The following is a 24,448-nucleotide window of genomic DNA, read 5'->3' as shown; positions in this document are numbered from 1 at the left end:
GAAGATGACGATCGCAGCCGCCGACCTCGGCCTCTATGCGCTGGCGCTGCTGGCGCTGTTCCTGACGCCGGGACCGGTCTGGGTGGCGCTGACGGCGCGTGCCCTGTCGGGCGGCTTCCAGTCGGCCTGGCCGCTGGCCTTGGGCGTCTGCGTCGGCGACGTGCTGTGGCCGCTGCTGGCGATCCTCGGCGTCGGCTGGATCGTGTCGGTCTACGGCGGCTTCCTTGAGTTGCTGAAATGGGTCGCCTGTGCGACCTTCCTGGTGATGGGACTGCTGGTCATCCGCCACGCCGGCAAGCCGATCTCGACCGACGGGCGGCTGACGCGGCCCGGCATGTGGGCAGGGTTCCTTGCCGGTGTGGCGGTGATCCTCGGCAATCCCAAGGCGATCCTGTTCTACATGGGCATCCTGCCCGGCTTCTTCGACTTCGCGCGGCTGACGGTGGCGGACATCGCGCTGATCTGCCTGGCGTCGCTCATCGTTCCGCTGGCCGGCAACCTGATCATGGCCGGCTTCATCGGCAAGGCCCGGGCGCTGCTGCGCTCGCCACAGGCGCTGCGGCGGACGAACCTGATCGCGGGCGGCCTGCTGGTCGCCGTGGGGCTGGTGATTCCGTTCACCTGAGACCACAAAATATGGGGTTTCGGGATGACATTCGCCGCGCGAAATCATATCTTTCGCCTGCAAACGACAGGACTTCTCCCGCATGAGTGATCCCGCACCGCAACTGCCGGAATACGGCGCCGATTCCATCAAGGTTCTCAAGGGCCTGGATGCGGTGCGCAAGCGTCCCGGCATGTACATCGGCGACACCGACGACGGGTCCGGCCTGCACCACATGGTCTACGAGGTCGTCGACAACGGCATCGACGAGGCTCTGGCGGGCCACGCCGATCATGTCCACGTCAAGATCCACGCCGACAGCAGCGTCTCGGTCTACGACAACGGCCGCGGCATCCCGACCGACATCCACCAGGAAGAGGGGGTGTCGGCGGCCGAGGTCATCATGACCCAGCTGCACGCCGGCGGAAAGTTCGACCAGAATTCCTACAAGGTCTCGGGCGGCCTGCACGGCGTGGGCGTGTCCGTCGTCAACGCCCTGTCCGACTGGCTGGAACTGCGGATCTGGCGCAAGGGCAAGGAGCACGTGGCCCGGTTCGAGCGCGGCGAGACGGTGGAGCACCTGCGCGAGGTCGGCGACGCCGACGGCCGCACCGGCACCGAGGTCCGCTTCCTCGCCTCGACCACGACGTTCAGCAACCTCGAGTACGACTTCGCGACGCTGGAGAAGCGCCTGCGCGAGCTGGCGTTCCTCAATTCCGGCGTCCGCATCATCCTTGAGGACGACCGCCCGGCGCAGCCCCTGCATGTGGAGCTGTTCTACGAGGGCGGCGTGAAGGAGTTCGTGAAGTACCTCGACCGCTCCAAGCACCCGGTCATGCCCGAGCCGATCCACATCGAAGGCGAGCGCAACGGCATCACGGTCGAGGTCGCGATGTGGTGGAACGACAGCTTCAACGAGATGGTGCTGCCCTTCACCAACAACATCCCCCAGCGGGACGGCGGCACGCACCTCGCCGGCTTCCGCGGCGCGCTGACCCGCACGATCCAGAGCTACGCCCAGTCCAGCGGCATCGCCAAGCGCGAGAAGGTGGACTTCACCGGCGACGACGCCCGCGAGGGGCTGACCTGCGTCCTGTCGGTGAAGGTGCCCGATCCGAAGTTCAGCAGCCAGACCAAGGACAAGCTCGTCAGTTCCGAGGTGCGGCCGGCGGTAGAGGGCCTCGTGGGCGAGAAGCTGGCCGAGTGGTTCGAGGAGAACCCGCAGATGGCCAAGGCCATCACCGGCAAGATCGTCGAGGCCGCACTGGCGCGCGAGGCGGCGCGCAAGGCGCGCGAGCTGACGCGCCGCAAGGGCGCGATGGACATGAACTACAACGCCGCCAAGCTGAAGGACTGCTCCGAGAAGGACGCCTCCAAGACCGAGATCTTCCTCGTCGAGGGCGACAGCGCCGGGGGCTCGGCGCAGACCGGCCGCGACCGGCGGACGCAGGCCGTGCTGCCGCTGCGCGGCAAGATCCTGAACGTGGAGCGGGCGCGCTTCGACCGGGTCCTGTCCAGCCAGGAGATCGGCAACCTGATCATGGCGCTGGGCACCGGGATCGGCCGGGACGAGTTCAACGTCGACAAGCTGCGCTACCACAAGATCGTCATCATGACGGACGCCGACGTCGATGGCGCGCACATCCGCACGCTGCTGCTGACCTTCTTCTTCCGGCAGATGCCCGAGCTGATCGAGGGGGGGTTCCTCTACATCGCGCAGCCGCCGCTCTACAAGGTCGCGCGCGGCAAGTCCGAGGTGTACCTCAAGGACCAGCCGGCGCTGGACGACTACCTGATCGAGCAGGGGGTCGAGGGCGCCGTCCTGCGACTGCAATCGGGGGAAGAGATCGTCGGCGCCGACCTCGCCCGCGTGGTGGGCGAGGCGCGTCAGCTGCGCCGCGTGCTCGACGCGTTCCCGACGCACTATCCGCGCCACATCCTGGAACAGGCCGCCATTGCCGGCGCCTTCGTGCCCGGCGCGGTGGACGCTGACCTGCAGGGCGTGGCCGACACCGTCGCCACCCGGCTCGACCTCATCGCCAAGGAGTACGAGAAGGGCTGGCGCGGCCGGATCACCCAGGACAAGGGCATCCGCCTCAGCCGCATCCTGCGCGGGGTCGAGGAGATGCGCACGCTCGACGGCCCGATGCTGCGTTCGGGCGAGGCGCGGCGCACCGGCAGCTTCACCCGGTCCCTGCAGGACGTGTACGAGCATCCGGCGACGCTGGTCCGCAAGGATCGCGGCCACCTGATCCACGGGCCGCTCGACCTGCTGAAGGAGATCCTCGAGGAGGGCGAGCGCGGGCTGACGCTCCAGCGCTACAAGGGCCTCGGCGAGATGAACCCCGACCAGCTGTGGGAGACGACGCTCGATCCCGAGGCGCGGACGCTGCTGCAGGTGAAGATCGACGACGTCACCGAGGCGGACGACCTGTTCACCAAGCTGATGGGCGACGACGTGGAGCCGCGGCGCGACTTCATTCAGCAGAATGCCCTCAGCGTGGAACATCTCGACTTCTGAGCGGTCGGTTTTCGCAACGGCAGCCTTCGGTCGGCCGGGGAGGCGGGCCTTCCGGTCAAAAGAGTGATTTGCACGCCGATCCGATCATCCTATGGATGACTCGAAAGGACCGGTGCCCATCCATGCGAGACGAGACCTCTAGGCTCTTCCTCGACGGCGGTGGCCGGTTGGGGGAACTGATCCGCTCGCACGACTGGGCGGGCACGCCCTTCGGCGCGACCGAGGCATGGCCGCAATCGCTTCGCTCGGCGCTGTCGATCTGCCTCCACTCCAGCTTTCCGACCGCGATCTACTGGGGCCCCGACCTCCGGCTTCTCTACAACGACGCGTGGTCGCCAATTCCGGGCGACCGGCATCCCGCGGCGCTGGGCCGTCCGGCCGCCGAGGTATGGAGCGACATCTGGGATGTGATCGGCCCGCAGATCGAGCGAGTGCTCGAGACGGGCGAGGGGTTCTCGACCTACGACCAGATGCTGCCGATGGTCCGCGGCGGCGCCCCGCAGGAGACCTACTGGAACTACAGCTTCACCCCGATCCGGGGCGAGGACGGCCGCGTCGCCGGGGTCTTCAACCAGGGGAACGAGACCACCGACATCGTGCTGGCCCGTCGCAAGGCCGAGGCGGACATCGAGCGATTCGCCTACCTGTTCGACCAGACGCCCGGTGCCATTGCGATACTCCGCGGGCCGAGGCACACGTTCGAGATCGCCAACGCGGCTTACGAGACGCTCGTGGGGCGGAGCGACCTGGTGGGAAGACCGCTGGTCGAGGGCCTGCCGGAGCTCGTCGGCCAGGGCTTCGTCGCGATGTGCGACGACGTGTACCGCACCGGCCGGCCGCAGAGCGGCCGCGCCGTGCCGGTCGAGCTGGAAAGGACCGACGGACGGGAGGTGCGCCACGTCGACTTCATCCTGCAGCCGGTGAACGACGGCGCCGGCTCGCGCTACGGGATCTTCGTGCAGGCCACCGACGTCACCGACACGATCCGGGCGGAAGAGGCGCTGCGCGTCAGCGAGGCCCGGTACGAGGCGATCGTGAACTCGATCGACCAGATGATCTGGTCGACCCGGCCGGACGGCTTCCACGACTACTACAACGACCGCTGGTACGAATATACCGGCGTCCCCGAAGGCTCGACCGACGGCGAGGAATGGAACGGCATGTTCCACCCCGAGGACCGCGTCCGCGCGCGTGCGAGGTGGCAGCACAGCCTCGACACCGGCGAGCCCTACCACATCGAATACCGCCTGCGGCACAATACCGGCGAGTACCGCTGGGTCATCGGACGCGCCCAGTGCGTGCGCGGCCCGGACGGCGAGATCGCCCGGTGGTTCGGCACCTGCACCGACATCCATGACCTCAAGATGGCCGAGGAGTCGCGGGTCCTGGTGCTGCAGGAGCTGAACCACCGGATCAAGAACCTGTTCTCGATCGTGTCGGGCATGGTCTCGATGACGGCCCGATCCGCATCGTCGGCCGCCGAGATGGGCGAGACGCTGAAGGGCCGCCTCGCGGCCCTGGGGAAGGCGCACGACCTGATCCGCATCGGCAGCTCGTCGCAGGAGGTGCAGCGCGCCGCCCCGCTGCGCCCGCTGGTGGACGAGGTGCTGCGGCCCCACCTCCTCCCGCAGGAGCCGGGGCGGGTGACGCTGACGGGTCCGGACCTCACGGTCGGCGACCGCGCCTCGACGGGGATCGCGCTGATCCTGCACGAACTGGCGACGAATGCGGCGAAGTACGGCGCACTCAAGCTGCCGGGCGGGCGGCTGGCCGTCGACTGGACGATCGACCGCGACCGCTTCGACCTGTCCTGGACCGAGACGGTTCCCGGCACCGCCCTCCACCCGCCCACGTCCCTCGGCTTCGGCAGCCGCCTGGTCCGCTCCACCGTGGAGGGGCAGCTGATGGGCACGATGGACGTCGATTGGACCGGAAGCGGCGTCTCCGTCGCCATCTCGGCGGACATGGCGCAGCTCGTGCACTAGCGCTCCCCCTCGTCACTTTCCGGGTCCGACGCCCTCTATCGGCATCCCCCGGTTTGCCCTTGCCGCCGCCGTTCGCTACCTCTGCCGGGCAAGGCGGGAGCAGGGCATGCAGCATTCGATCGTCGTCATGGGGGTCTCCGGCTCGGGCAAGAGCCTGATCGGCCGGATGCTCGCCGACCGGCTGGGCCTCGACTTCATCGACGGCGACGACCTGCACCCCGAGGAGAACGTCCGCAAGATGGCCGGCGGCCACCCGCTGGAGGATGCGGACCGCTGGGTGTGGCTCGACCGCGTCGGCGCGGAGTTGGGCCCGCCGGAGCCGCCGAAGGTCATCGCGTGCTCGGCGCTGAAGCGGATCTACCGCGACCGCATCCGCACCGCGGCCAAGCGCGAGGTCGGTTTCCTGCTGCTGCACGGCGACACGGCGATCCTGCGCCAGCGGATGCAGTCGCGCGCCGGGCACTTCATGCCGCTCAGCCTGCTCGACAGCCAGATCGCGACGCTGGAGCGACCGACCGCGGAAGAGCGGGCGGTGATCGTCGACGTGGCGCGGACGCCCGAGCAGATCGTGAACGAGGCGGCGCGGCGCCTGCGCGGATGAGGATCCTCCGGCGTGGACTCGGCTGGACCCGCCAGGGCCTCGCGCTCGCGATCGGCGTGGTCGGGGGCCTCGCCGCCAGCACGACGGGGCTGCCGCTGCCATGGATGATCGGACCGATGATCTTCGTCACCTGCAGCGCGCTCGCCCACGCGCCGATCGCGCCGCCGGTCGCGCTGCGACCGTTCGTGATCCCGGTCCTCGGCGTCCTCCTGGGGTCGGGCCTGAACCACGAGACGCTGGCGCAGGCCGTCCGCTGGCTGCCGACGCTCGCGATCCTGCCGCTGTTCCTGTCGGTGGCGGCGTTCCTGTCCTACCGGTTCTACCGCCGCTTCGGCGAGCACGACCCGGTGACGGCCTACTTCTGCTCGATGCCCGGCGGCCTCAACGACATGCTGATCCTCGGCGCGGCGGCGGGCGGGGACGAGCGCAAGATCGCGCTGGCCCACGCCAGCCGGATCCTCGTCGTCGTCTCGCTGGTGGGCGTGTTCTTCGGCTCGGTCCTCGGCGTGAGCCGGCAATCGGGGTCGAGCTGGGTGGCTCTCGGCGATCCCTCTCTCTCCGACTGGGCGATCCTCGCGGGCTGCGCCATCGTCGGGACGCTGGTGGCGCAGTGGATGCGCCTGTCGGCGGCGCCGATCCTGGGGCCGATGATCCTCAGCGGCGCGGCGCACGTGTCGGGGATCGTCTCGATCGCACCGCCAACGCTCCTCGTCATGGGCGCGCAGCTGTGCATCGGCACCATCGTCGGCGCCCGGTTCCTCGGCACGCAGGTGCGGGACGTTGGCCGGGACCTTGTCCTTGCGTTCGGATCGTCGGCGCTGATGCTGGTCGCCGCACTGGCGAGCGCCCTGGCCGTGTCGCGGATGGCCGGCCTGCCGATGGCGCAGGCGTTTCTCGGCTTCTCCCCCGGGGGACTGGCCGAGATGGGCCTCCTCGCGCTCGCGATGGGGCAGGACGTGGCCTACGTCTCGGTCACGCACCTGGTGCGGATCGTCCTGGTGATCGTGTTCGCCAAGCCGATCTTCGACCGGCTGCGGATGGGACGCGCCGGGCCGCGCTGACGCCACACTCCGGCCCCACGGGTCCGCCACCCTCGCCCCATGGGACAGGTCGTTCGATTCCGCCGCACGCGTCGCCGGCGCAGCCGCCTGCTGCCGGGACGGGTGCTGCTGCTGCCGCTGGCGGCGCTCGCGCTGTGGCTCGCCCTGCCGCCCGATCCCCTGCCCGCGTCCGACCGGCCCTCGATCCCGGACGGCGGCGGCGCCTGGACGCCCGTGGGAGCGCGGGGCGGCGACCTGTCGGCCCGCGTGACCCACATCCGGGACGCAGACACGATCGAGGTGGGCGGCGTGCCGGTGCGCATCGCGAACCTCGACTGCGCCGAGGCGGGAACGGCGGAAGGCGACCGGGCGACGGACAGGGTCCGCCAGCTCCTCGTTCGTTCCGCGGTCTCGTGCGACCTGGAAGGTCGCCGCAGCTACGACCGCGAGGTCGGCACCTGCCGCATGGCGGACGGGCGGGACCTGGGAGAGGTGCTGATCGCCGAGGGGTACTGCGCCCGCTGGCGCTGGAACTGACCCCCGGAGGGGTCAGGTGGTGCCGGTGAAGGGACTCGAACCCCCGACCCCATCATTACGAATGACGTGCTCTACCAGCTGAGCTACACCGGCCACGGGGCGGGGCAATAGCACCCCTGCCGCCGGGGCGGAAGCGCTAATTTGGCGGCCTTGCCTCTTCGTCAGGCGATGCGGCGACGGTCTCGTCCACGCGCGGCGTGGAGGGGTCGGCCACGGCCTCGGCCGGCGGCTCCGCCGGCGCGGAGGTCGCGGGAGGCGTGTCGGGCACGGCGATCGCGGTCCCGGCGCCCGCGCCCCCGACGACCAGCGGCAGCATCTCGGTCGAGGCGGGCATCGCCACCTCGGCGTGGGGCGGTCGGCGCCAGCTGAGCGTGTCGAAGCCGTGGCAGTTGCTGCAGACCGGCATCCAGTTCGCGTGCACCTGCTGACAATTGTCGCAGATCCATTGCGGCCCGCGCGGCGCAGTCAGCGCCCGGGTCAGCCAGCCGCGCACCACCGCCTCGTCGGCGCCCATCCCGCGCTCGATCGCCGCCATCAGCGTCAGGCTGCGGGCGGTCGGATCGGTCTCGTTCAGGTCGCCCAGCGCCCGGCGCGCGGCAGGGAAGTCCTCGGCCGCGATTTCGAGTTCGGCCGCGAGCATCCGCGTCTCGGGGTTCGCCGGATGCAGGCGGGTGAGGGCCTGGAACCGGCTCTTGCGCGCCGCTGCACTCTCGTTCGGGGCGATCTCGGCGAACGCAGCGGCGAGGTCGGGGTGCGGCTGCACCTCCCACGCCTTCTTGAGGATGCGGGTCGCGTAGCGGGTGTTGCCCTTCTCGATGTAGCCGCGGGCGGCCATGACGGCGCCGGGGATCAGGTCGGGCGACAGGCGGTTCGCCTCGATCGCCTCCTCGCGGGCCTCGATCGTCGCGCCCTCCTCGAACACCTCCTTGGCCTCGGACAGGGCGAGCACCGCGTCGCGGCGCTTGTAGACGTCCTTGGGCAGGGTGCCGTGCTTGAGCTTGGCGCCCAGGGTGCGGCGCGCGCCGGCCCAGTCGTGGCTCTCGGCCTGCAGGCGCATCAGCGTGTCCTGCGTCTCGGGGTGCGCCGGCTTCAGCTCGAACGCCTTCGCGGCCAGCTTGAGCGCGGTGACGTCGTCGCCGTCGGCAAGCTTGTGCTGAAGGATGCCCCGGATGCCGACGAACCGGGTGCGGTCCTCGGCGATCAGCGCCTTGTACGCCGCCTCGGCCCGGGCGCGGTCGCCGATCATGTCGGCGGCCTGCGCCTTGAGCAGGTTCGTGGCGCTTGGCCGGTCGAGCAGCCGGTCCGCCCGCTCGGCCTTCAGCAGGGCCACGTTGCCCTCGCCCGCGGCGAGCGCCAGCATCCCGTCGGCCAGCGCGTCGATGCCCTTCCGCTCGCGATTGCGGGTGAAGTAGCGGGACAGCGAAGTCTCGTCGCCGTTGATGAACCGCAGCAGCGCGACGAGGAAGCCCAGCACCTTGAGCGCGATCCAGACCAGGATCACCAGCACGATGAAGCCGATCACCAGCTCCAGCGGGCCCAGCGTGAACTCGAGGCCGGCGACCTGCACCACCGCCCCGCCGTCGAGCGTGGTCAGGTAGATCGCGCCCAGCGTGACGGCGATGACGACCGCGACGAAGACCAGGATTTTCAGCAGGGACCACAACATGGAAGGTTCGCCTCAGTTCTCGGCCAGGGCCTGGGACAGGGTGTCGGCGGCGGTAACCGCGTCGATGCGGGTGCGGGCGGCCTCGGTCCAATCCGTCATCGCGGTGGCCACGGGGCCCGGCAGCGCCTCGACCTCGGCCATTGCGTCGGAGAGCCGGCCCTCGCGCATGGCGGCCTGGGCCCGCGACAGGATCGCGTCGGGATCGTCGCCGGGGCGAGGCTCGGTCGAGCGGACTTCGAGGGACGACCGGAGGAGGGCGGTGAAGCGGTTGCCGCCCTCGTCGGCGAGACCCTCGGCGCGGGCGGCGGCAAGGGCCGCGCGGGCCGCCTCGGGGAAGCTCTCCTGCAGGGCCGCGAGAGTCGGCACGCCGGCCTCGGCCGGGCCGGACAGGCCGGCCGGGATCTCCTGCTCGGTCATGTCGTCCAGCTGGGTCAGCGGGTCGGCATAGGGCTGCCCGGTCTCCAGCGCGGCCTGCACCTGCGACAGCGCGGCGCGGGCGGCGGTGCGCTCGGCCACGGCGGCGGCGTCCTCCTCGGCGGCCGCGGCCTCTTCGGCGGCGGCGCGGGCGGCGGCGGCTTCGTCGCTCAGCGTCTGGACGGTCGTCGCCTGTTCCTCGATGCGGGCGCGCAGCGCGGCGAGTTCCTCCTCCCACGCGGCGGCGGTCGCCTCGGAGATCGAGCCGTCGTCGTTAGGCGCGCGCTCCAGCGCACCGATCCGCTCGTCGAGGGCAGCGACGCTCTCCTGCACGCCGGAGAGGGCAGTGGACAGTTCGTCGATCTGCGGCTGCAGGGCTCCGGTGGCGGCGTCGGTGAGCGCGGCCTCGTCCGGGGCGGCCGGCAGGGACGACACCTGCGACTCCAGCTCGGCGATGCGGGCCTCCTGCGCGGCCAGGGCCTCCGGATCGACGCCGGAGCCGCCCTGCCCGAGGAGCCACCAGACGGCGGCGCCGCCGATGAGCGTCGCGGCGATGCCGGCGAGGAAGAGGCCAAGGCCGCCGCCGCGTCCGGCCGTCCGGTCCGAGCCGCTGGCATGCGCAGGGTCGCGCGGCGGCTCGGACCGGGGCGCCTCGAGCTCGGACGGGCGCAGGTCCGTGTCCTTCGACCCGGTATCGGCGTCGGGGGTCGCCTCGACGGAACTCGTCCCTGCCTCCTCGGCCGCAGGCTCGGGGTCATTGACGGGATCGGGAGACACCTCGCCCGCGGTCGTGTCCAGGGCGGGGGCGTCGGCTGGCGTCTCGTCGGCCGGCGTGCGGGTCGGGCCCTCGGGCGTGTCGGCCAACGAACCGTCGGCGGGCGTTCCGGAAGGGGAATCCGGTGCGTCGGGGGTCGCCTCGACCTCGCTCGTCCCGTCCGCGCCGGGCTTCGGCGTCGCCTCGGTGTCGGCGTCAGGGGTCGCCTCGACCTCGCTGGTTCCGGGGACGTCGTCGTCCTTCGGGGTCGTCTTTCCCGTGGTCTGGGGGGTGTTGGGTCTGGTCGTCCGCGCCAATGTCCGCTCCCTGCCTGTCGGTCCGCCCCGCACGGGGCCACGGGACAACCTAGCCCGCCCCTTGGACCCCCTCAAGGCGAGAGGGCCAGAACGGTTCCCGTGACCATCGCGTCGAGGTCGGGGCGTGCAGCCGTGACGACCGCCGCCGAAAGGGTATGCACCTCTGCCGCGACGGCGGCGCTGAGGCAGACGAGCGTGAGCGCCGCGGCGAACGGCCCCTGCGCCGCGAGGAGGGTTCCGGTGCGGGGCGAGAACACCGGCGCGACGACGGGACCGGGCGCGGCGAGACGGGCGGTGGCGTCGGCCGACAGCGGCTGCGCCTCCTGCCGGTAGCAGACCGCCTCCTCGCATCGGAGGCCGCCCTCGGCGAGCCGCCGCGCCACGGCGCCGCGGCTGTCGGCGCCGCGGAGGTGGAGCAGCGGGCCCGGCGGCCGTTCGTGCAGGAGCAACGCCACCAGCGCGTCGGCATCGCCCCCGGCTGACCGGGCCGCGTAGCCATCCTCCGCCGCCACCTGCGCGGTCCTGTCGCCGACGGCCCAGATCGGGCGCTGCCGGTCGACGCCGAGCCGCGCCAGGGCGGCCGCGCCGTTGGCCGAGGTGACGACGACACCGGCGACGCCCTGCGGCAGGGGCGGGGTGAGCGGCACGATCCGCAGCAGGGGCGAGATCACGGCCTCCACGGGCCGGCCAAGCGCGCCTTCGACCGCCGCGAGGAAGCGCCGCGAGTCCGCCTCCGGCCGGGTCAGCAAGAGGCTGGGGCTCATCCGTGTCTCCGTTCGGCCGCCATTGTCCGGCCTGGGGCGGAATGTTACCTGCGGACGGCCCGCGCGCAACCGAGCCCGGGCCGCTGACAGAGGGGCCGCATGGGCCGGACGATCACCCTCCTCGGGCTCGAATCGAGCTGCGACGACACCGCCGCCGCGGTGGTGCGGGACGGCCCGGGCGGGCCGGCGACCCTGTCCTCCGTCGTGCGCGGCCAGGCGGCGCTGCATGCCGGCTTCGGCGGCGTGGTGCCCGAGCTCGCGGCGCGCGCCCATGCCGAGGTGCTGGACCACTGCGTCGAGGCGGCGCTGGAGGAGGCGGGCGTCGCGCTCGCCGACGTCGACGGGATCGCGGTGACGGCAGGGCCGGGGCTGATCGGCGGCGTGCTGTCGGGCGTGATGTGCGCCAAGGGGCTGGCCGCCGCGACGGGCCTGCCGCTGATCGGCGTGAACCACCTCGCCGGGCACGCGCTGACGCCGCGGCTGACCGACGGGCTGGCCTTTCCCTACCTGATGCTTCTCGTCAGCGGCGGGCATTGCCAGCTGCTGACGGTGGAGGCGCACGACCGCTTCCGCCGGCTCGGCGGGACGATCGACGACGCGCCGGGCGAGGCGTTCGACAAGGGGGCGCGGCTGCTGGGCCTGCCGCAGCCGGGCGGACCCGCGATCGAGGCGGCGGCGCAGGGTGGCGACGCGGAGCGGTTCGCCTTTCCACGCCCCCTGCTCGACCGGCCCGACTGCGACCTCAGCTTCTCGGGCCTCAAGACGGCGCTGCTGCGCGCCCGCGACGCGCTGGTGGCTGGTCAGGGTGGCCTGACCGGGCGGGACCAGGCCGACCTCGCGGCCTCCTTCCAAGCGGCGATCCGGGACGTGCTGGCAGAGAAGACGCGGCGCGCGATCAGGGTCTATCTCGAGACGAATCCGCCTCGGCCCGCCCTCGCGGTGGCCGGCGGCGTGGCTGCGAACGGGCCGATCCGCGCGGCGCTGACGGCGCTCTGCGCCGAGGCCGGGGTCGCCTTCGTCGCGCCGCCGCCGGCGCTGTGCACCGATAACGCCGCGATGATCGCCTGGGCGGGGCTGGAGCGGCTGCGCGCGGGGCAGACCGACGACATGACCCTCGCCGCCCGCCCGCGCTGGCCGCTGGACGAGACGGCGGACGCCATGCTGGGATCGGGCCGCAGGGGGGCCAAGGCATGAGCATCACGGTCGCCGGCGGGGGCGCGTTCGGCACGGCCCTGGCCATCGCGCTGAGCGGGCTGGGGCCGATCGACCTGTTCGTCCGCACCGAGGATGCGGCCGAGGCGATCCGCCGCACCGGCGAGAGCCCGCGCCTGCCCGGGCGCCCCTTGCCCCCGTCCGTCGTGCCGACGGCCGATGCCGCCGCGCTGGCCGCCGACATCGTCTGCCTCGCCATCCCGGCGCAGAAGCTGCGCGGGTTCCTGTCGGACCATGCGGATCACCTCGGCGGCGCCCTCGTCGCCTGCGCCAAGGGCATTGACCTCACGACGCTGAACGGCCCGACCGCCAGCATCGCGGCCGTCCTGCCGCAGGCGACGGCCGCCGTCCTGTCCGGCCCCAGCTTCGCCGACGACATCGCGCGGGGGCTGCCGACCGCGCTGGTCCTCGCCTGCGCCGACGACGACGCGGGACGGCGGCTGCAGGAGGCGCTGTCGACGCCCGTCCTCCGGCTCTATCGCACGACCGACGTGACGGGGGTGGAGCTGGGGGGCGCGCTGAAGAACGTCGTCGCCATCGCCTGCGGCGCGTCCATCGGCGCCGGCTTCGGCGACAGCGCGCGGGCGGCGTTGATGACCCGCGGCTTCGCCGAGATGACGCGCCTCGCCGCAACGATGGGCGCCCGGCCCGAGACGCTGGCGGGCCTGTCCGGCCTCGGCGACCTCGCGCTGACCTGCACGTCGGACCTGTCGCGCAATTACCGCTTCGGCCTCGCCCTGGGGCGGGGCGAGACCTTCGCGGGCGACGCCACGGTCGAGGGCGTCGCGACCGCCCGCGCCGCCCTGCGCCTCGCCGAGGAGAAGGGTCTCGACCTGCCGGTGACGGCCGTCGTGGCGCGCCTCGTCGCGGGCGAGATCACCACCGGCGAGGCGCTTCGCGCGCTGCTCGACCGGCCGCTGAAGGAGGAGTGAAGCGATGGCCTACTGGCTGTTCAAGTCCGAGCCCGACACCTGGGGCTGGGACGATCAGGTGGCGAAGGGCGACGCCGGGCAGGAATGGGACGGCGTGCGCAACTACCAGGCCCGCAACAACATGAAGGCGATGCAGGTCGGCGACCGCGGCTTCTTCTACCACTCGCAGAAGGGGCTGGAGATCGTCGGCATCGTCGAGGTCTGCGCCCTCGCGCACCCCGATTCGACCAGCGACGACCCGCGGTGGGAATGCGTGGACATCCGCGCCGTGCGCCCCTTCGCCCGCCCCGTCTCCATGGCCGAGATCAAGGCGGATCCGGCCCTGTCGGAGATGGTGCTGGTGAAGAACTCGCGCCTGTCCGTCCAGCCGGTGACCGAGGATCAGTGGCGCCGGGTCTGCGAATTGGGCGGGACAGAGGCCTGAGCTTCGAATAGGTTTCATGCAGGGAACTCTCGGGGAGACCGGCGATGATGATCGTGGGCGTTCTGGCCGCGGCGGCGGCGGGATGGCTGTTCGGCGCGGCGTGGTACATGGCGCTGGCGAAGCCGTGGATGGCGGCCGCCGGAGTGAAGGCGGGGCCGGACGGGCGCCCCGAGGGGAACGGCAGCGCGATGCCGTTCGTGTTGTCGGGGATCGCGATGATCGTGGTCGCCGGCTTCATGTGGCACGTCTTCGTCATGTCCGGGATCGCCACCTTCGGCGCGGGTCTCGTCGGCGGGCTGGGGATCGGGCTGTTCTTCATCTCGCCCTGGACGATGATCAACAACGCCTATCCCGGGCGGCCCTTCACGCTGACGCTGATCGACGGCGGCTATGCCACGTTCGGCTGCGCCCTGATGGGGGCGGTGCTGTCGTTCTTCCTGTGAGGGATGCCGGCAGGGAAGCAGGGGAGGCGCCGGCGCGGATGCAGCACGGCTCCTCCCCTCTCTCACCCGCGCACTCCCGCGCGTGATCCTGAAAATCGGGCAGGGCCGTTCTGGACGCCTGGCGCTCTTCTACTGCGGCGGAGCCGGCGGGCATAGCGGAATGACCGCGGCTTTCGTCTCGAATGATCGGCATTCCGGCGACGATTGAGGGCCGCGACAGTCGCCGCGGCCCTCGCGCCGTCCGGGCGCACGTCCGGGAAAGGTCAGTTGCCTGAGTCTTCCTCGGTGTCCTCGACCGGCTCTTCGCTGTCCGCCGACTCTTCGGCCATCGCGTCGTCCGTCATCGCGTCGTCGGCCATCGCGTCGTCGGTCATCGCCTCGCCATCGTCCGCCTCGGGCACCGCGCCGTCCTCGGCCGTCGGGTTCTCGGCCGCCGTCTCGGGATCGGTATCGGCCGCAGTTGCGGGCGCGTCGGCAGCCGTGCCGGCATCCATGCCCGCCTCGGCCATCAGATCGCCGACCACGAGTTCGGACGGCAGGCTCTCGAGACCCGATTCATCGATCTCCGGCTGGCCTTCCAGCGCCTCGCGAGTCGTGTCCAGCACGAAGGCGGAGAAGTCGGCGTTCAGCTGGAAGTCCTCGAGCGGGAGGGCGACGGTATATTCGCCGAGGCCGAGGAAGCCGCCGATGCCGATCACGGCCTCGAGCCCCTGTTCGCCGTCGATCACGTAGTCGATTTCGCCGATCGACTCGCCGGCCGGGTCTTCGGTGCGCATGCCGATCACCTGCCCCACGGTCATTTCCTCGAGGCTGGTGAAGCTCGGCTCGGCCGTCGCGGCCATGTCGCCCATGGCAGGATCGCCCTCGGGCATCGGCGCCGGTTCGGTGGTGGTTTCCTGGGCGAGCGCGCCCCCGGCCAGGAGGGCGGAGGTGGCGGCGCTCATCAGAATGGTACGGATGGACATTGCTTCTTCTCCTTCGTCAGTCGGAGGAAGAAGCCCGGGCCCGCGCTCGCGGTTGCCGGCCCGCACGACGCTAGGCCGGATCCGGCGCAGGGGCGGCTCTGCGGCGGGCCGGTTCCCGCCGCAGCGCTGCGTCAGTACCGGTAATGGTCCGCCTTGAACGGCCCTTCCACAGTCACGCCAATATAGTCGGCCTGCTCCGGGCGCAGTTCGGTCAGCTGCACGCCGATCCTCGCGAGGTGCAGCCGCGCCACCTTCTCGTCGAGGTGCTTGGGCAGGATGTAGACCTTGTTCTCGTACTGGTCGCCGTTCCTCCACAGCTCGATCTGCGCGAGCACCTGGTTGGTGAACGAGGCCGACATGACGAAGGACGGATGGCCGGTGGCGTTGCCGAGGTTCAGGAGGCGCCCCTCGGACAGCAGGATGATCCGATGCCCCGACGGCATCTCGATCATGTCCACCTGCTCCTTGATGTTGGTCCACTTGTGGTTGCGCAGTGCGGCGACCTGGATCTCGTTGTCGAAGTGGCCGATGTTTCCGACGATCGCCATGTCCTTCATCTCGCGCATGTGCTCGATGCGGATGACGTCCTTGTTGCCGGTCGTGGTGACGAAGATGTCGGCGGTGGAGACGACGTCCTCCAGCCGGACCACCTCGAACCCGTCCATCGCGGCCTGCAGGGCGCAGATCGGGTCGATCTCGGTCACCTTCACCCGGGCGCCGGCGCCGCGCAGCGAGGCGGCGCTGCCCTTGCCGACGTCGCCGTAGCCGCAGACGACCGCGACCTTGCCGGCCATCATCGTGTCGGTCGCGCGCCGGATGCCGTCGACGAGCGATTCCTTGCAGCCGTACTTGTTGTCGAACTTCGACTTGGTGACGCTGTCGTTCACGTTGATCGCCGGGAACGGCAGGCGGCCTTCCTTCTGCAGGGCGTAGAGGCGGTGGACGCCGGTGGTGGTCTCTTCCGAGACGCCCTGGATCGCGTCGCGGGTCTTCGCGAACCAGCCGGGGCTCTCCTTCATGCGCTTCTGGATCTGCGCCTTGATGACCTCCTCCTCTTCGGACTGCGGAACGGACAGGACGTCCTCGCCCGCCTCCATCCGCGCGCCGAGGAGGACGTACAGCGTCGCGTCGCCGCCGTCGTCGAGGATCATGTTCGCGCCCTCGGGGAACTGGAACGAGCGGTCGAGATAGTCCCAGTGCGCGGTCAGGGTCTGGCCCTTCACCGCGAAGACCGGCACGCCGGCCTCGGCGATGGCGGCGGCGGCGTGGTCCTGGGTCGAGAAGATGTTGCACGACGCCCAGCGGACGTCGGCACCGAGGGCAGTCAGCGTCTCGATCAGGACGGCGGTCTGGATCGTCATGTGCAGGCTGCCGACGATGCGCGCGCCCTTGAGCGGCTGGCTGTCGCCGTATTCCTCGCGCAGGGCCATCAGGCCCGGCATCTCGGTCTCGGCGATGTCCAGTTCCCTGCGGCCGAACCCGGCGAGCGAGATATCCTTGACGACGTAATCCGTGGCCATGGTGGCAGGATCCTTGTTCAGAAGTCGATTGCGCCGCGACTACCACTCTGCGATCCGTCTCACAACGCCGGGCAGGATTAACGGTACGCGGCGCGCAGATCGCGCCGCCGGCCCGGATCGGACTGACGGGCGGCAGGCATGAAACAGAAGCGGGCATGGCAGAGGATGCTGTCGGGGCGCAGGCTCGACCTGCTGGACCCGACGCCGGTCGATATCGAGATCGCCGACATCGCCCACGGCCTCGCCTTCGTCGCCCGCTGGAACGGACAGACCCGGGGCGACTGGCCCTATTCGGTGGCCGAGCACTCGCTTCTGGTGGAGCACATCTTCGGCGTGACCGACCCGGCCGCCGAGGCGCGGTGGCGACTCGCCGCGCTGCTGCACGATGCGCCGGAATACGTCATCGGCGACATGATCTCGCCGGTCAAGGCGGCGGTCGGGCCGGATTACGGGCGGCTGGACGAGAGGCTGGCGGCGGCAATCCACCTGCGCGTCGGGCTGCCGGCGGTGCTGCCCGTGGCGGTGAAGAAGGCGATAAAGCGGGCCGACAATGTCTCCGCCTGGCTGGAGGCGACGCGGATCGCCGGCTTCACCGAGGCCGAGGCCGACCGGTTCTTCGGCCGACAGAACCCGGACCTGACGGGCGCGTGCGACCTGCTCCTGCGTCCCCCGCGCGAGGTGCGCGAGGCGTTCACCGCCCGGTGCGACGCGCTGATGGCGGCGCTCTGATCGTCCGGCAGGCCGCGCCCGACGATGCCGTTGCGCGTTCTGCGTGCTGAACCCACGACATCGCGACGCCGCTCGGCCTGCCCTGCGCATCGCGGCGAAGGGATGGCGCGCTCGCGTCCGGGCGCTGGGGCGGCAGGCCCGGATCATGGGGTGATCCGCGACCGGTCGGCGCGTGACAGGGTGCGCACGGCGTTCCACATCGCCGCCCAGCGCACTTGACGCAGGGCGCGCCGCTCGCGGGCGAGATCGGATTCTGCCTGACGGATCAGAAGCTCCGCTTCGCCGAGGGCGAGGTCGTGCAGTCGGTGCCGCGACCAGGTCTGCAGGTGGGAGGGGTGGATGACGGGGGGCATGGCAGGCTCTTTCCATGGGATTCGATGTCGTCCTAACTGTCGCACGACCCTTCCCGGTGCGGCCAACCAGCAATCCTTGCCAAAGCAAAGCCCAGCTTATCCATGACCGATCCCGACTGGCGCCATCTCCCCCCGCTCTCCGCCCTTCGCGCGTTCGAGGCGGCGGCGCGGCTCGGCAGCTTCGCCGCCGCCGCCCGGGCGCTGAGCGTGACGCCGCCCGCAGTGGCGCAGCAGGTCCGCGGGCTCGAGTCGGGGCTCGGCGTGCCGCTGTTCCGCAAGGCGGGGCGAGGGCAGGCGCTGACCGAGGCGGGCGAGCGTCTGTCGCGGGCGCTGAGCGAGGGATTCGCGACGATCGCGGCGGGAGTCGAGGATCTGCGGCAGGGCGAGCGGCGACGGGGCCTCCGGATCTCCACCACGCCGGCCTTCGCGCAGATCAGCCTGCTGCCGCGGCTGTCCCGGTTCTGGGCGCGGCACCCGGACATCGCCGTATCGCTGGTGCCCGACGCCCGACCGGTGGAGCTGGAGCGCGAGGGTTTCGACCTCGCGGTTCGCACCGGGCCGGGCGACTGGCCCGGCGTGAAGGCGATCCCGCTGCTGCGGAGCCGGATGCTGGTCGTCGCCGCGCCCACGCTCGCCGCCCGGGGGCTGGCCCTCGGCGAGTCGCCGTGGCTGTTCGATGCCGGGAACGGGATGGAGCGGGGATGGCTGCGCGGCGCCGGCCTGGATCCCGACCGGCTGCAGATCCGAGGGCTGGATGATGCGGGCCTGACGGCGGCGCGGTCGGGCTACGGCCTGTGCTTCGCGTCGGAGGAGGTGGCGGGCCCGGACCTCGCGGCGGGGACGCTTGTCGAGGTGCCGTTTCCGGGCCTGCCGGTGTTTCGCTATTGGGTCGTGCTGCCGGACGGACCCCGCCGACCGGCGGTCGATACCTTCGTCCGGTGGCTGACGGCGGAGTTCGCCCGCGACTGACGCCGGACGACATCCCTTCCTCTCATTCCGGGCCGGTATCGCGCGGGGTCAGTGGCGCGCGCCGGACCTCGGCCCGCGGTTCGGGCGGGGGCCGCCGCGCCGGGGCGCGGTCGAAGCCGGCCTCGCGCCAGTGCGCCGGAGCGTCCCAGCGCGCCTGGCGGGTCGCTATGGCGAGGGTGTCCGAGAAGATCGAGAACATGGCGGTCATCCTTCTCTATTCGTAGGCGCGGGAGGAGAGGCGGCGCAGGTGCAGCCGGGCTTCCTCCTCCGACTGGGTGCGCTGCCGCGGCGCGCGATCGTCGCGGCTGGTGTGCTTGAGGACCTTGGCGAGGAACGAGGACATGATCGTCTCCTTGTGCTGCTGACGATCAAGCTAGGCGGGCGCCGTCCCTCAGGCGACTCTTGAATATTTCAGTGTTGTTAGTCAGTCTTACATCATGGACTGGCGCGAGGTCCCTTCCCTGTCGGCCCTGCGGGCGTTCGAGGCGGCGGCCCGGACCGGCTCTCTCAGCGCCGCGGCGCGGGAGCTGAACGTGACTCACGCCGCCATCTCGCAGCATGTCCGCACGCTGGAGGCGCATTTCGGCCGCGCCCTTATCGGCCGCGACGGACAGCGGATGGTGCCGACGGCGGAGGGGGCGGAGCTGGCGGGGGCGCTGGGCGAGGGGTTCGGACGAATCGCAGCGGGCGTGCGGGACCTTCTCGCGATCGACCGGCTGCGCCCGCTGCGCGTGGCGCTGACGCCGTCGCTCGCGGCGAACTGGCTGCTGCCGCGGATCGGCCGGTTCTGGGCCGCGCATCCGGACGTGCACGTGGAGTTGCTGCCGTCGCCCGCGCTGGTGGACCTGACGCGCGACGACGTCGACGTCGCCATCCGCTACGGCAAGGGCGGCTGGCCGGGTACGGACCCGAAGGTGCTGATGCCGGTCGGGCACGCGGCAGTCGCGGCGCCGGGCTACGTGCGGACGAAACCGAAGGGTCTCGCCGACCTCGCCGGCGTGACCTGGCTGCTGGACGGCCAATCGTCGGAAGAGCGCCTGTGGGCGCAGGAGCAGGGTCTCGACATGGCCGGCGAGACGGTGAAGACGTTCAACAGCCTCGACCTTGCCCGCGAGGCCGCGGTCGCCGGCCTCGGCGTCACCATCCTGCCGATGCTGTACCTGGAGACGCCGCTGAGGCAGGGCGCGCTGGAGCTGCTGGTGCGCGAGGAGGTGAGCCCAATCGCCTACCACATCCTGACGCGGCCGGGTCCGCCGAACCCGGGACGCGATCCGTTCATCCGGTGGCTGCGCGAGATGGCGGCGGAGACGCCGGTCTAACGGTCAGCGCGGGCTGCGCTTGGCGAGGATGCGCTGCAGGGTGCGGCGGTGCATGTTCAGGCGACGCGCCGTCTCGCTCACGTTGCGGTCGCACTGCTCGTAGACCCGCTGGATATGCTCCCACCGGACGCGGTCGGCGCTCATCGGGTTCTCGGGCGGCGGCGGCAGGCCCTCTCCGGTGGAGAGGAGCGCGTGGGCGACCTCGTTGGCGTCGGCGGGCTTGGACAGGTAGTCGGTGGCGCCGATCTTGACCGCGGCGACGGCCGTCGCGATGGCGCCGTAGCCGGTCAGCACGACGATCCGGCTGTCCGGCCGCCGCGCACGCAGCGCCTCGACCACGTCGAGGCCGTTGCCGTCCTCCAGCCGCAGGTCGACCACCGCGTAGGCCGGCGGCCGGGACGTGGCGGCCGCGCGACCCTCGGCGACGGACTGCGCCAGCTCCACCGTGAAGCCCCGCTTCTCCATCGCCTTGCCGAGCCGGCGCAGGAACGCCTCGTCGTCGTCGACGATGAGCAGGCTAGGGTCGTCGCCCAGGGGCAGGGCCTCGCTGTCGGTCTCCATGGGGCTGGTCCGTCCTTCCGTTGCGGCACAGCTAGGCCGCGCCCGGGGGCCGGTCAATTCGCGGCACGGCGCGTCACTCCGCCGCGCGGGCAAAGCAGGCGAGCCGGTCGGCCAGCGCCTCGGGCGCCTCGTCGCGGCGGACGACGTCGACGAAGCCGACCTCTGGCAGGACGATGTAGGAGAACGCCGTGTGATTCACGGTATAGAACTCCGGGTCGTCGTCGTTGGCGGAGTACAGGACGCGGTAGGCCTGCGCCGCCTCGCGCACCTGCTCCTCGCTGCCGGTCAGGCCGAGCATCCGGTCGTGAAAGTTGGCGGTGTACTGCGCCAGCACCTCGGGCGTGTCGCGGGCGGGATCGACCGAAATGAAGACCGGCTTCACCTCGATCCCCTCGGCGTCGAGCATCTCGACCGCCTGCGCGTTCCGCATGGCATCGATGGGGCAGACGTCCGGGCAATAGGTGTAGCCGAAGTACAGCAGGGACGGCCTGTCGATCACCTCCTCCGAGGTCACCGTCTCTCCGGTCTCCGACACCAGCGTGAAGGGCCCGCCGAGCGAGCCGCCCGCGACCGCGCCCCCGCGGCACTGGGCGAAGCCGTCGCCGCCGGGCTGCGTCAGTCGGATGGCGAGCCAGGTGCCGCCAAGGCCGACGACGGCCACGAGAACCGCCGCAAGGGCGAAGCGTCTGTCCAGTCCCACGGCCGCTCTCCGATTGCTGCCTGCGCGGCGGACACCTAGCATCGTCGGGACGGGCCGCACCAGCGGCGAGAGGACGCATGGCATCGGCCGAGGACGACATCTTCCGCGACCACCAGCGCAGCAACTGGCTGCGGCTGCGGACGCTCCTCCTGCTGCGGTGGATCGCCATCGCCGGGCAGATCGCCGCCGTCCTCGTCACGGTATCGGTCCTGCACCTCGACCTCGCGACCGGTCCGATCGCCGTCACCATCGGCGCGTCGATCATCGCGAACCTGCTGTCGACGGTGCTGTTTCCCGGCAACCGCCGCCTGACCGGCGAGGCGGCGCTGGTGATTCTCGTCTTCGACGTGCTGCAGCTGGGCCTGCTGCTGTTCCTGACCGGCGGGCTGAACAATCCGTTCGCGATCCTTCTGCTTGGGCCGGTGACCATCGCGGCGACGCTGCTGCCGCTGCGCCAGGCGGCGGCGCTGGCGGTGCTCGGGGTCGCGGTGGTCCTCGTCCTGTGGCGCTGGTACCTGCCGCTGGTGACCGAGGACGGCACGCCGCTGGTGCTGCCGCCGCTGTTCCTGTTCGGCTTCTGGCTGGCACTGTCGATCGGTCTCGTCTTCCTGTCGCTCTACACGCGTCAGGTGACGACCGAGACGCATGCGATGCGCGAGGCGCTGGTGGCGACGCAGCTGGCGCTCGCCCGCGAGCAGAAGCTGACCGATCTGGGGGGCGTGGTGGCCGCGGCCGCGCACGAGCTGGGAACGCCGCTGGCGACGATCAAGCTGGTCTCGGCCGAGCTCACGGCCGAACTGGACGGTCATCCCGATCAGCAGGAGGATGCCCGCCTGATCGGCCAGCAGGCCGACCGCTGCCGGGATATCCTCCGCTCCATGGGGCGCGCCGGAAAGGAGGACCGCCTCGTCCGCCGCGCCCCTCTGGAGCAGGTCGTGCGCGAGGCGGCGGAGCCGCATGTCGGCCGGGGCATCGCAGTGGAGATCGGCTGCACGGCCGAGGTCGAGAGCGGGCCGGACCAGCAGCCGATCGTCTGGCGCCGGCCCGAGGTGGTCCACGGACTGCGCAACCTGATCCAGAACGCCGTCGACTTCGCGTCGGCAAGCGTCGACGTCGAGGTCTCGTGGTCCGCCACCGCCCTCACCGTCCGGATCGAGGATGACGGGCCCGGCTTCCCGCAGGGTGTGCTGGCGCGGATCGGCGATCCTTTCGTGCGCCGGCGGCGGGGCGAGGAACCGCGGCGCCGGCCGGGCTACGAGGGCATGGGCCTGGGTCTGTTCATCGCCAAGACCCTGCTGGAGCGGACCGGCGCCCGCCTGACCTTCGCCAATGCGGGCGGGGGCGGAGGCGCCGTCGCGCTGGTCGAATGGTCACGGGCGGCGCTGGAGGCGGGCCAGGGAGAGGCGGCCGTCGGCGGGCTTGGTCCGAACCGGCGGCTGGAAGAGATCGGCCCCGACGGAGAGCCGGCGGCGTAGGCGGCGGCTCCGTCGGGCTCCTTGCGCTTAAGCTTTCCTTAACCCTTTCCGCGCAGCCTCCCTTGGGTCCTGATGGAGGTTCCATTGAGCGGATCGCTGGGCCTGATCGGCGCCTTTCTCGCCTCCCTCCTCGTCGGGGCCGCCGCGGTAGTCGCCGTGCCCCGGTTTCGAAGGCCCGAAGCAGTCGCCCCGGCGCCGCAGGCCGAGGGCGAAGGCACGTCGTTCCTGTTCTGCGACGGTCTCCTGGCGCACGCCACGCCGGCGGCCCTGCGCCTTCTGTCCGATCTGCCGCCCGGCCGCGGCAGCAGCGACCTTGACGATCTTGTCTCCGGACTGGAGCGGCTGTTCCCCGGACTTGCGGCCAAAACGAAGGGGGTGAGGGCCCCCGGCCGGTGCCGTGTGGCGGGGCGCGACGGCGACGTCGGGCTCGACCTGGAAAGCTGGGGCGACATGACCCGGCTGACGATCTCCCGTGGGGATATGGTCCCGGTCCATCCTGTCACGCTGGACCTGATGGAACAGGACGCCGCCCTTCTCGGCCTCGTCGCCGAGGCGGCGCCGCTGATGATCTGGTGCACCGATGCGGAGGGGCGCGTCTGCTGGGCCAATCACAGGTACCTGGAGCTTGTCGACGCCTGCGCCGGACCGGGCGACGACTCCGCCTGCTGGCCCCCGCCCTCGCTGTTCCCCGTCGATTCGACGGCCGAGCCTGCCGGGCGCGTCGAGATACGGGCCCGGGACGGCACCCGGCACTGGTTCGACCTGCAGGCGCGGGACACCCCGGCGGGACGGCTGTTCACCGCCTCGGACGCGAACGACCTCGTCGCCTCCGATCAGCTGGCCGCGTCCTTCGTGCAGACCCTGTCCAAGACCTTCGCCGAGCTGGCGGTCGGCCTCGCCATCTTCGACCGGGGCCGGCGCCTGGTCATGTTCAACCCGGCCCTGACGGATCTGTCCGGCCTGCCCACCGACTTCCTCGCCGGGCGGCCCTCGATCCGAAGCTTCTTCGACGCGCTGCGAGCCCGAGACAGGCTGCCGGAGCCGAAGGACTACGGATCGTGGCGCGCGCAGGTCGCCGCGCTCGAGGCCGGCGCCGAGATCGGCAACTACACCGAGACATGGACCCTGACCGGGGGCGAGACCTTTCGCGTCACCGGGCGGCCGCACCCCGACGGCGCCATCGCCTTCCTGTTCGAGGACATCAGCGCCGAAGTCGCGCTGGCCCGTCAGCACCGGGCCGAGGTGGCGACGCGCACCGCGGCGCTCGACCTGGTGAGGGACGCGGTGGCGGTGTTCTCGGGCGGCGGGCGTCTGCGGATCAGCAACGCCGGCTACGCGGACGACTGGGGCCGGTCGGCGGACGGCCTCGACGACATAAGGCTCGTCGACGAGGTCGAGGGGTGGCGCGCCGCCTGCGCCCCGAGCCCGGTCTGGGATCGGCTGGCCGGCGGCGTGCCCGGCCCGGACCTGCACTCGCCTCATCCTCTGCGCCGCCTGGACGGCCGGTCGGCCGAGCTGCGCGTGTCGCGGCTGCCGGGCGGGGACCTCGCCGTCTGCTTCCGCTTCGGGGGAGCGGACAAGGCCGAAAGCGCGCCGCAAGGCGGCGACCGCGGCGGACGACCGCGCGCGGCTGCGGGGTGACG

Annotated in this window: 25 protein-coding genes and 1 tRNA gene; 15 read left to right on the top strand and 11 right to left on the bottom strand. The window is 71.4% G+C overall.

Translation table 11 applies throughout. The annotated features are described in order from the left end of the window. Positions 1-4 precede the first annotated feature (4 nt). The 6 genes from A37W_RS0118815 (at position 5) to A37W_RS22460 (ending at position 7,288) form a co-directional block, all read left to right on the top strand. A complete protein-coding gene (locus A37W_RS0118815) occupies positions 5-625 on the top strand; it encodes a LysE family translocator (RefSeq protein ID WP_018304604.1) in 621 nt (206 codons plus the stop codon). Positions 626-707: 82 nt separating this feature from the next. Further along, positions 708-3,125, top strand: coding sequence for a DNA topoisomerase (ATP-hydrolyzing) subunit B (gene gyrB, locus A37W_RS0118810; protein ID WP_018304603.1), 2,418 nt, complete (start codon positions 708-710; stop codon positions 3,123-3,125). 122 nt (positions 3,126-3,247) lie between these two features. Next, positions 3,248-5,110: a PAS domain-containing HWE histidine kinase family protein gene (locus A37W_RS24445; protein ID WP_018304602.1), complete on the top strand. Its 1,863-nt coding sequence runs from the start codon at positions 3,248-3,250 to the stop codon at positions 5,108-5,110. Positions 5,111-5,216: 106 nt separating this feature from the next. Then, entirely contained in the window at positions 5,217-5,711 is a 495-nt protein-coding gene (locus A37W_RS0118800; RefSeq protein ID WP_018304601.1) for a gluconokinase, read from the top strand. After that, positions 5,708-6,772 carry an AbrB family transcriptional regulator gene (locus tag A37W_RS0118795; protein ID WP_018304600.1) on the top strand — a complete coding sequence of 355 codons (1,065 nt, stop codon included), beginning with the start codon at positions 5,708-5,710 and terminating at the stop codon, positions 6,770-6,772. The genes A37W_RS0118800 and A37W_RS0118795 overlap by 4 nt, the downstream gene beginning before the upstream one ends. Before the next feature lie 39 nt (positions 6,773-6,811). Then, positions 6,812-7,288, top strand: coding sequence for a thermonuclease family protein (locus tag A37W_RS22460; protein ID WP_156169127.1), 477 nt, complete (start codon positions 6,812-6,814; stop codon positions 7,286-7,288). 17 nt (positions 7,289-7,305) lie between these two features. Here the strand turns inward: A37W_RS22460 and A37W_RS0118785 are convergent. From A37W_RS0118785 to A37W_RS0118770, 4 genes are all read right to left on the bottom strand, one after another. Next, positions 7,306-7,381, bottom strand: a tRNA-Thr gene (locus A37W_RS0118785). Between the two features lie 43 nt (positions 7,382-7,424). Further along, a complete protein-coding gene (locus A37W_RS0118780) occupies positions 7,425-8,954 on the bottom strand; it encodes a heme biosynthesis protein HemY (protein WP_018304598.1) in 1,530 nt (509 codons plus the stop codon). Between the two features lie 12 nt (positions 8,955-8,966). Next, positions 8,967-10,439 (bottom strand): mitofilin family membrane protein, encoded by a 1,473-nt coding sequence (locus tag A37W_RS23010; RefSeq protein ID WP_018304597.1) that lies wholly within the window; start codon positions 10,437-10,439, stop codon positions 8,967-8,969. A gap of 71 nt (positions 10,440-10,510) precedes the next feature. Next, the gene (locus tag A37W_RS0118770) at positions 10,511-11,203 is read right to left on the bottom strand and encodes a uroporphyrinogen-III synthase (protein WP_018304596.1); all 693 of its coding nucleotides are present in this window, start codon (positions 11,201-11,203) and stop codon (positions 10,511-10,513) included. A 99-nt stretch (positions 11,204-11,302) separates the two neighbouring features. Between A37W_RS0118770 and tsaD the strand changes: the two genes are divergently transcribed. From tsaD to A37W_RS0118750, 4 genes are read left to right on the top strand one after another with little or no spacing between them, the layout of a single operon-like run. Beyond that, on the top strand, positions 11,303-12,397 hold the full coding sequence (gene tsaD, locus A37W_RS0118765; protein WP_018304595.1) for a tRNA (adenosine(37)-N6)-threonylcarbamoyltransferase complex transferase subunit TsaD: 1,095 nt from the start codon (positions 11,303-11,305) through the stop codon (positions 12,395-12,397). Continuing rightward, on the top strand, positions 12,394-13,347 hold the full coding sequence (locus A37W_RS0118760; RefSeq protein ID WP_018304594.1) for an NAD(P)H-dependent glycerol-3-phosphate dehydrogenase: 954 nt from the start codon (positions 12,394-12,396) through the stop codon (positions 13,345-13,347). Before tsaD ends, A37W_RS0118760 begins: the two co-directional genes overlap by 4 nt. Positions 13,348-13,351: 4 nt before the next feature. Then, a complete protein-coding gene (locus A37W_RS0118755; RefSeq protein WP_018304593.1) occupies positions 13,352-13,771 on the top strand; it encodes an EVE domain-containing protein in 420 nt (139 codons plus the stop codon). Positions 13,772-13,815: 44 nt separating this feature from the next. Then, positions 13,816-14,214, top strand: coding sequence for a DUF1761 domain-containing protein (locus A37W_RS0118750; protein ID WP_018304592.1), 399 nt, complete (start codon positions 13,816-13,818; stop codon positions 14,212-14,214). A 263-nt stretch (positions 14,215-14,477) separates the two neighbouring features. Here the strand turns inward: A37W_RS0118750 and A37W_RS23005 are convergent, their stop codons facing one another. Both A37W_RS23005 and ahcY read right to left on the bottom strand, forming a co-directional pair. Next, positions 14,478-15,179 (bottom strand): hypothetical protein, encoded by a 702-nt coding sequence (locus tag A37W_RS23005; protein WP_018304591.1) that lies wholly within the window; start codon positions 15,177-15,179, stop codon positions 14,478-14,480. 131 nt (positions 15,180-15,310) lie between these two features. After that, the gene (ahcY, locus tag A37W_RS0118740) at positions 15,311-16,699 is read right to left on the bottom strand and encodes an adenosylhomocysteinase (RefSeq protein ID WP_018304590.1); all 1,389 of its coding nucleotides are present in this window, start codon (positions 16,697-16,699) and stop codon (positions 15,311-15,313) included. Positions 16,700-16,837: 138 nt separating this feature from the next. On the opposite strand from ahcY, the gene A37W_RS0118735 reads away from it, so the two are divergent. Next, complete coding sequence (locus A37W_RS0118735) at positions 16,838-17,428, top strand: HD domain-containing protein (RefSeq protein WP_040754352.1); 591 nt, start codon at positions 16,838-16,840, stop codon at positions 17,426-17,428. Between the two features lie 143 nt (positions 17,429-17,571). Here A37W_RS0118735 and A37W_RS0118730 read toward each other — a convergent pair whose 3' ends face one another. Further along, positions 17,572-17,781 carry a hypothetical protein gene (locus A37W_RS0118730; protein ID WP_018304588.1) on the bottom strand — a complete coding sequence of 70 codons (210 nt, stop codon included), beginning with the start codon at positions 17,779-17,781 and terminating at the stop codon, positions 17,572-17,574. Positions 17,782-17,883: 102 nt separating this feature from the next. On the opposite strand from A37W_RS0118730, the gene A37W_RS0118725 reads away from it, so the two are divergent. Then, on the top strand, positions 17,884-18,750 hold the full coding sequence (locus A37W_RS0118725) for a LysR substrate-binding domain-containing protein (protein ID WP_018304587.1): 867 nt from the start codon (positions 17,884-17,886) through the stop codon (positions 18,748-18,750). A 22-nt stretch (positions 18,751-18,772) separates the two neighbouring features. Here the strand turns inward: A37W_RS0118725 and A37W_RS23905 are convergent, their stop codons facing one another. Together A37W_RS23905 and A37W_RS24605 are read right to left on the bottom strand one after the other, a co-directional pair. Next, positions 18,773-18,958: a hypothetical protein gene (locus A37W_RS23905; RefSeq protein WP_157236506.1), complete on the bottom strand. Its 186-nt coding sequence runs from the start codon at positions 18,956-18,958 to the stop codon at positions 18,773-18,775. Positions 18,959-18,964: 6 nt separating this feature from the next. Beyond that, positions 18,965-19,093 (bottom strand): hypothetical protein, encoded by a 129-nt coding sequence (locus A37W_RS24605; protein WP_018304585.1) that lies wholly within the window; start codon positions 19,091-19,093, stop codon positions 18,965-18,967. A 94-nt stretch (positions 19,094-19,187) separates the two neighbouring features. Between A37W_RS24605 and A37W_RS0118710 the strand changes: the two genes are divergently transcribed. After that, on the top strand, positions 19,188-20,069 hold the full coding sequence (locus A37W_RS0118710) for a LysR family transcriptional regulator (RefSeq protein ID WP_018304584.1): 882 nt from the start codon (positions 19,188-19,190) through the stop codon (positions 20,067-20,069). Positions 20,070-20,072: 3 nt separating this feature from the next. Here the strand turns inward: A37W_RS0118710 and A37W_RS0118705 are convergent, their stop codons facing one another. After that, positions 20,073-20,630 carry an ActR/PrrA/RegA family redox response regulator transcription factor gene (locus A37W_RS0118705; RefSeq protein ID WP_018304583.1) on the bottom strand — a complete coding sequence of 186 codons (558 nt, stop codon included), beginning with the start codon at positions 20,628-20,630 and terminating at the stop codon, positions 20,073-20,075. A gap of 73 nt (positions 20,631-20,703) precedes the next feature. Beyond that, complete coding sequence (locus A37W_RS0118700) at positions 20,704-21,324, bottom strand: SCO family protein (RefSeq protein WP_026198605.1); 621 nt, start codon at positions 21,322-21,324, stop codon at positions 20,704-20,706. Between the two features lie 83 nt (positions 21,325-21,407). Between A37W_RS0118700 and regB the strand changes: the two genes are divergently transcribed. Next, a complete protein-coding gene (gene regB, locus A37W_RS0118695; RefSeq protein WP_018304581.1) occupies positions 21,408-22,805 on the top strand; it encodes a sensor histidine kinase RegB in 1,398 nt (465 codons plus the stop codon). A gap of 84 nt (positions 22,806-22,889) precedes the next feature. Beyond that, on the top strand, positions 22,890-24,446 hold the full coding sequence (locus tag A37W_RS22445) for a PAS-domain containing protein (protein ID WP_018304580.1): 1,557 nt from the start codon (positions 22,890-22,892) through the stop codon (positions 24,444-24,446). Positions 24,447-24,448: the final 2 nt, after the last annotated feature.

The organism is Wenxinia marina DSM 24838 (assembly GCF_000379485.1).
GTDB classification, from domain to species: domain Bacteria; phylum Pseudomonadota; class Alphaproteobacteria; order Rhodobacterales; family Rhodobacteraceae; genus Wenxinia; species Wenxinia marina.
Note: the sequence above shows the minus strand (reverse complement) of the source record. Positions and strands in the feature narration are given on the sequence as shown.

Coding starts and splice junctions, on each gene's coding strand:
- A37W_RS0118815 (WP_018304604.1), top strand. CDS start 5: ATGACGATCGCAGCCGCCGACCTCGGCCTCTATGCGCTGGCGCTGCTG.
- gyrB (WP_018304603.1), top strand. CDS start 708: ATGAGTGATCCCGCACCGCAACTGCCGGAATACGGCGCCGATTCCATC.
- A37W_RS24445 (WP_018304602.1), top strand. CDS start 3,248: ATGCGAGACGAGACCTCTAGGCTCTTCCTCGACGGCGGTGGCCGGTTG.
- A37W_RS0118800 (WP_018304601.1), top strand. CDS start 5,217: ATGCAGCATTCGATCGTCGTCATGGGGGTCTCCGGCTCGGGCAAGAGC.
- A37W_RS0118795 (WP_018304600.1), top strand. CDS start 5,708: ATGAGGATCCTCCGGCGTGGACTCGGCTGGACCCGCCAGGGCCTCGCG.
- A37W_RS22460 (WP_156169127.1), top strand. CDS start 6,812: ATGGGACAGGTCGTTCGATTCCGCCGCACGCGTCGCCGGCGCAGCCGC.
- A37W_RS0118780 (WP_018304598.1), bottom strand. CDS start 8,954: ATGTTGTGGTCCCTGCTGAAAATCCTGGTCTTCGTCGCGGTCGTCATC.
- A37W_RS0118770 (WP_018304596.1), bottom strand. CDS start 11,203: ATGAGCCCCAGCCTCTTGCTGACCCGGCCGGAGGCGGACTCGCGGCGC.
- tsaD (WP_018304595.1), top strand. CDS start 11,303: ATGGGCCGGACGATCACCCTCCTCGGGCTCGAATCGAGCTGCGACGAC.
- A37W_RS0118760 (WP_018304594.1), top strand. CDS start 12,394: ATGAGCATCACGGTCGCCGGCGGGGGCGCGTTCGGCACGGCCCTGGCC.
- A37W_RS0118755 (WP_018304593.1), top strand. CDS start 13,352: ATGGCCTACTGGCTGTTCAAGTCCGAGCCCGACACCTGGGGCTGGGAC.
- A37W_RS0118750 (WP_018304592.1), top strand. CDS start 13,816: ATGATGATCGTGGGCGTTCTGGCCGCGGCGGCGGCGGGATGGCTGTTC.
- A37W_RS23005 (WP_018304591.1), bottom strand. CDS start 15,179: ATGTCCATCCGTACCATTCTGATGAGCGCCGCCACCTCCGCCCTCCTG.
- ahcY (WP_018304590.1), bottom strand. CDS start 16,699: ATGGCCACGGATTACGTCGTCAAGGATATCTCGCTCGCCGGGTTCGGC.
- A37W_RS0118735 (WP_040754352.1), top strand. CDS start 16,838: ATGAAACAGAAGCGGGCATGGCAGAGGATGCTGTCGGGGCGCAGGCTC.
- A37W_RS0118730 (WP_018304588.1), bottom strand. CDS start 17,781: ATGCCCCCCGTCATCCACCCCTCCCACCTGCAGACCTGGTCGCGGCAC.
- A37W_RS0118725 (WP_018304587.1), top strand. CDS start 17,884: ATGACCGATCCCGACTGGCGCCATCTCCCCCCGCTCTCCGCCCTTCGC.
- A37W_RS23905 (WP_157236506.1), bottom strand. CDS start 18,958: ATGACCGCCATGTTCTCGATCTTCTCGGACACCCTCGCCATAGCGACC.
- A37W_RS24605 (WP_018304585.1), bottom strand. CDS start 19,093: ATGTCCTCGTTCCTCGCCAAGGTCCTCAAGCACACCAGCCGCGACGAT.
- A37W_RS0118710 (WP_018304584.1), top strand. CDS start 19,188: ATGGACTGGCGCGAGGTCCCTTCCCTGTCGGCCCTGCGGGCGTTCGAG.
- A37W_RS0118705 (WP_018304583.1), bottom strand. CDS start 20,630: ATGGAGACCGACAGCGAGGCCCTGCCCCTGGGCGACGACCCTAGCCTG.
- regB (WP_018304581.1), top strand. CDS start 21,408: ATGGCATCGGCCGAGGACGACATCTTCCGCGACCACCAGCGCAGCAAC.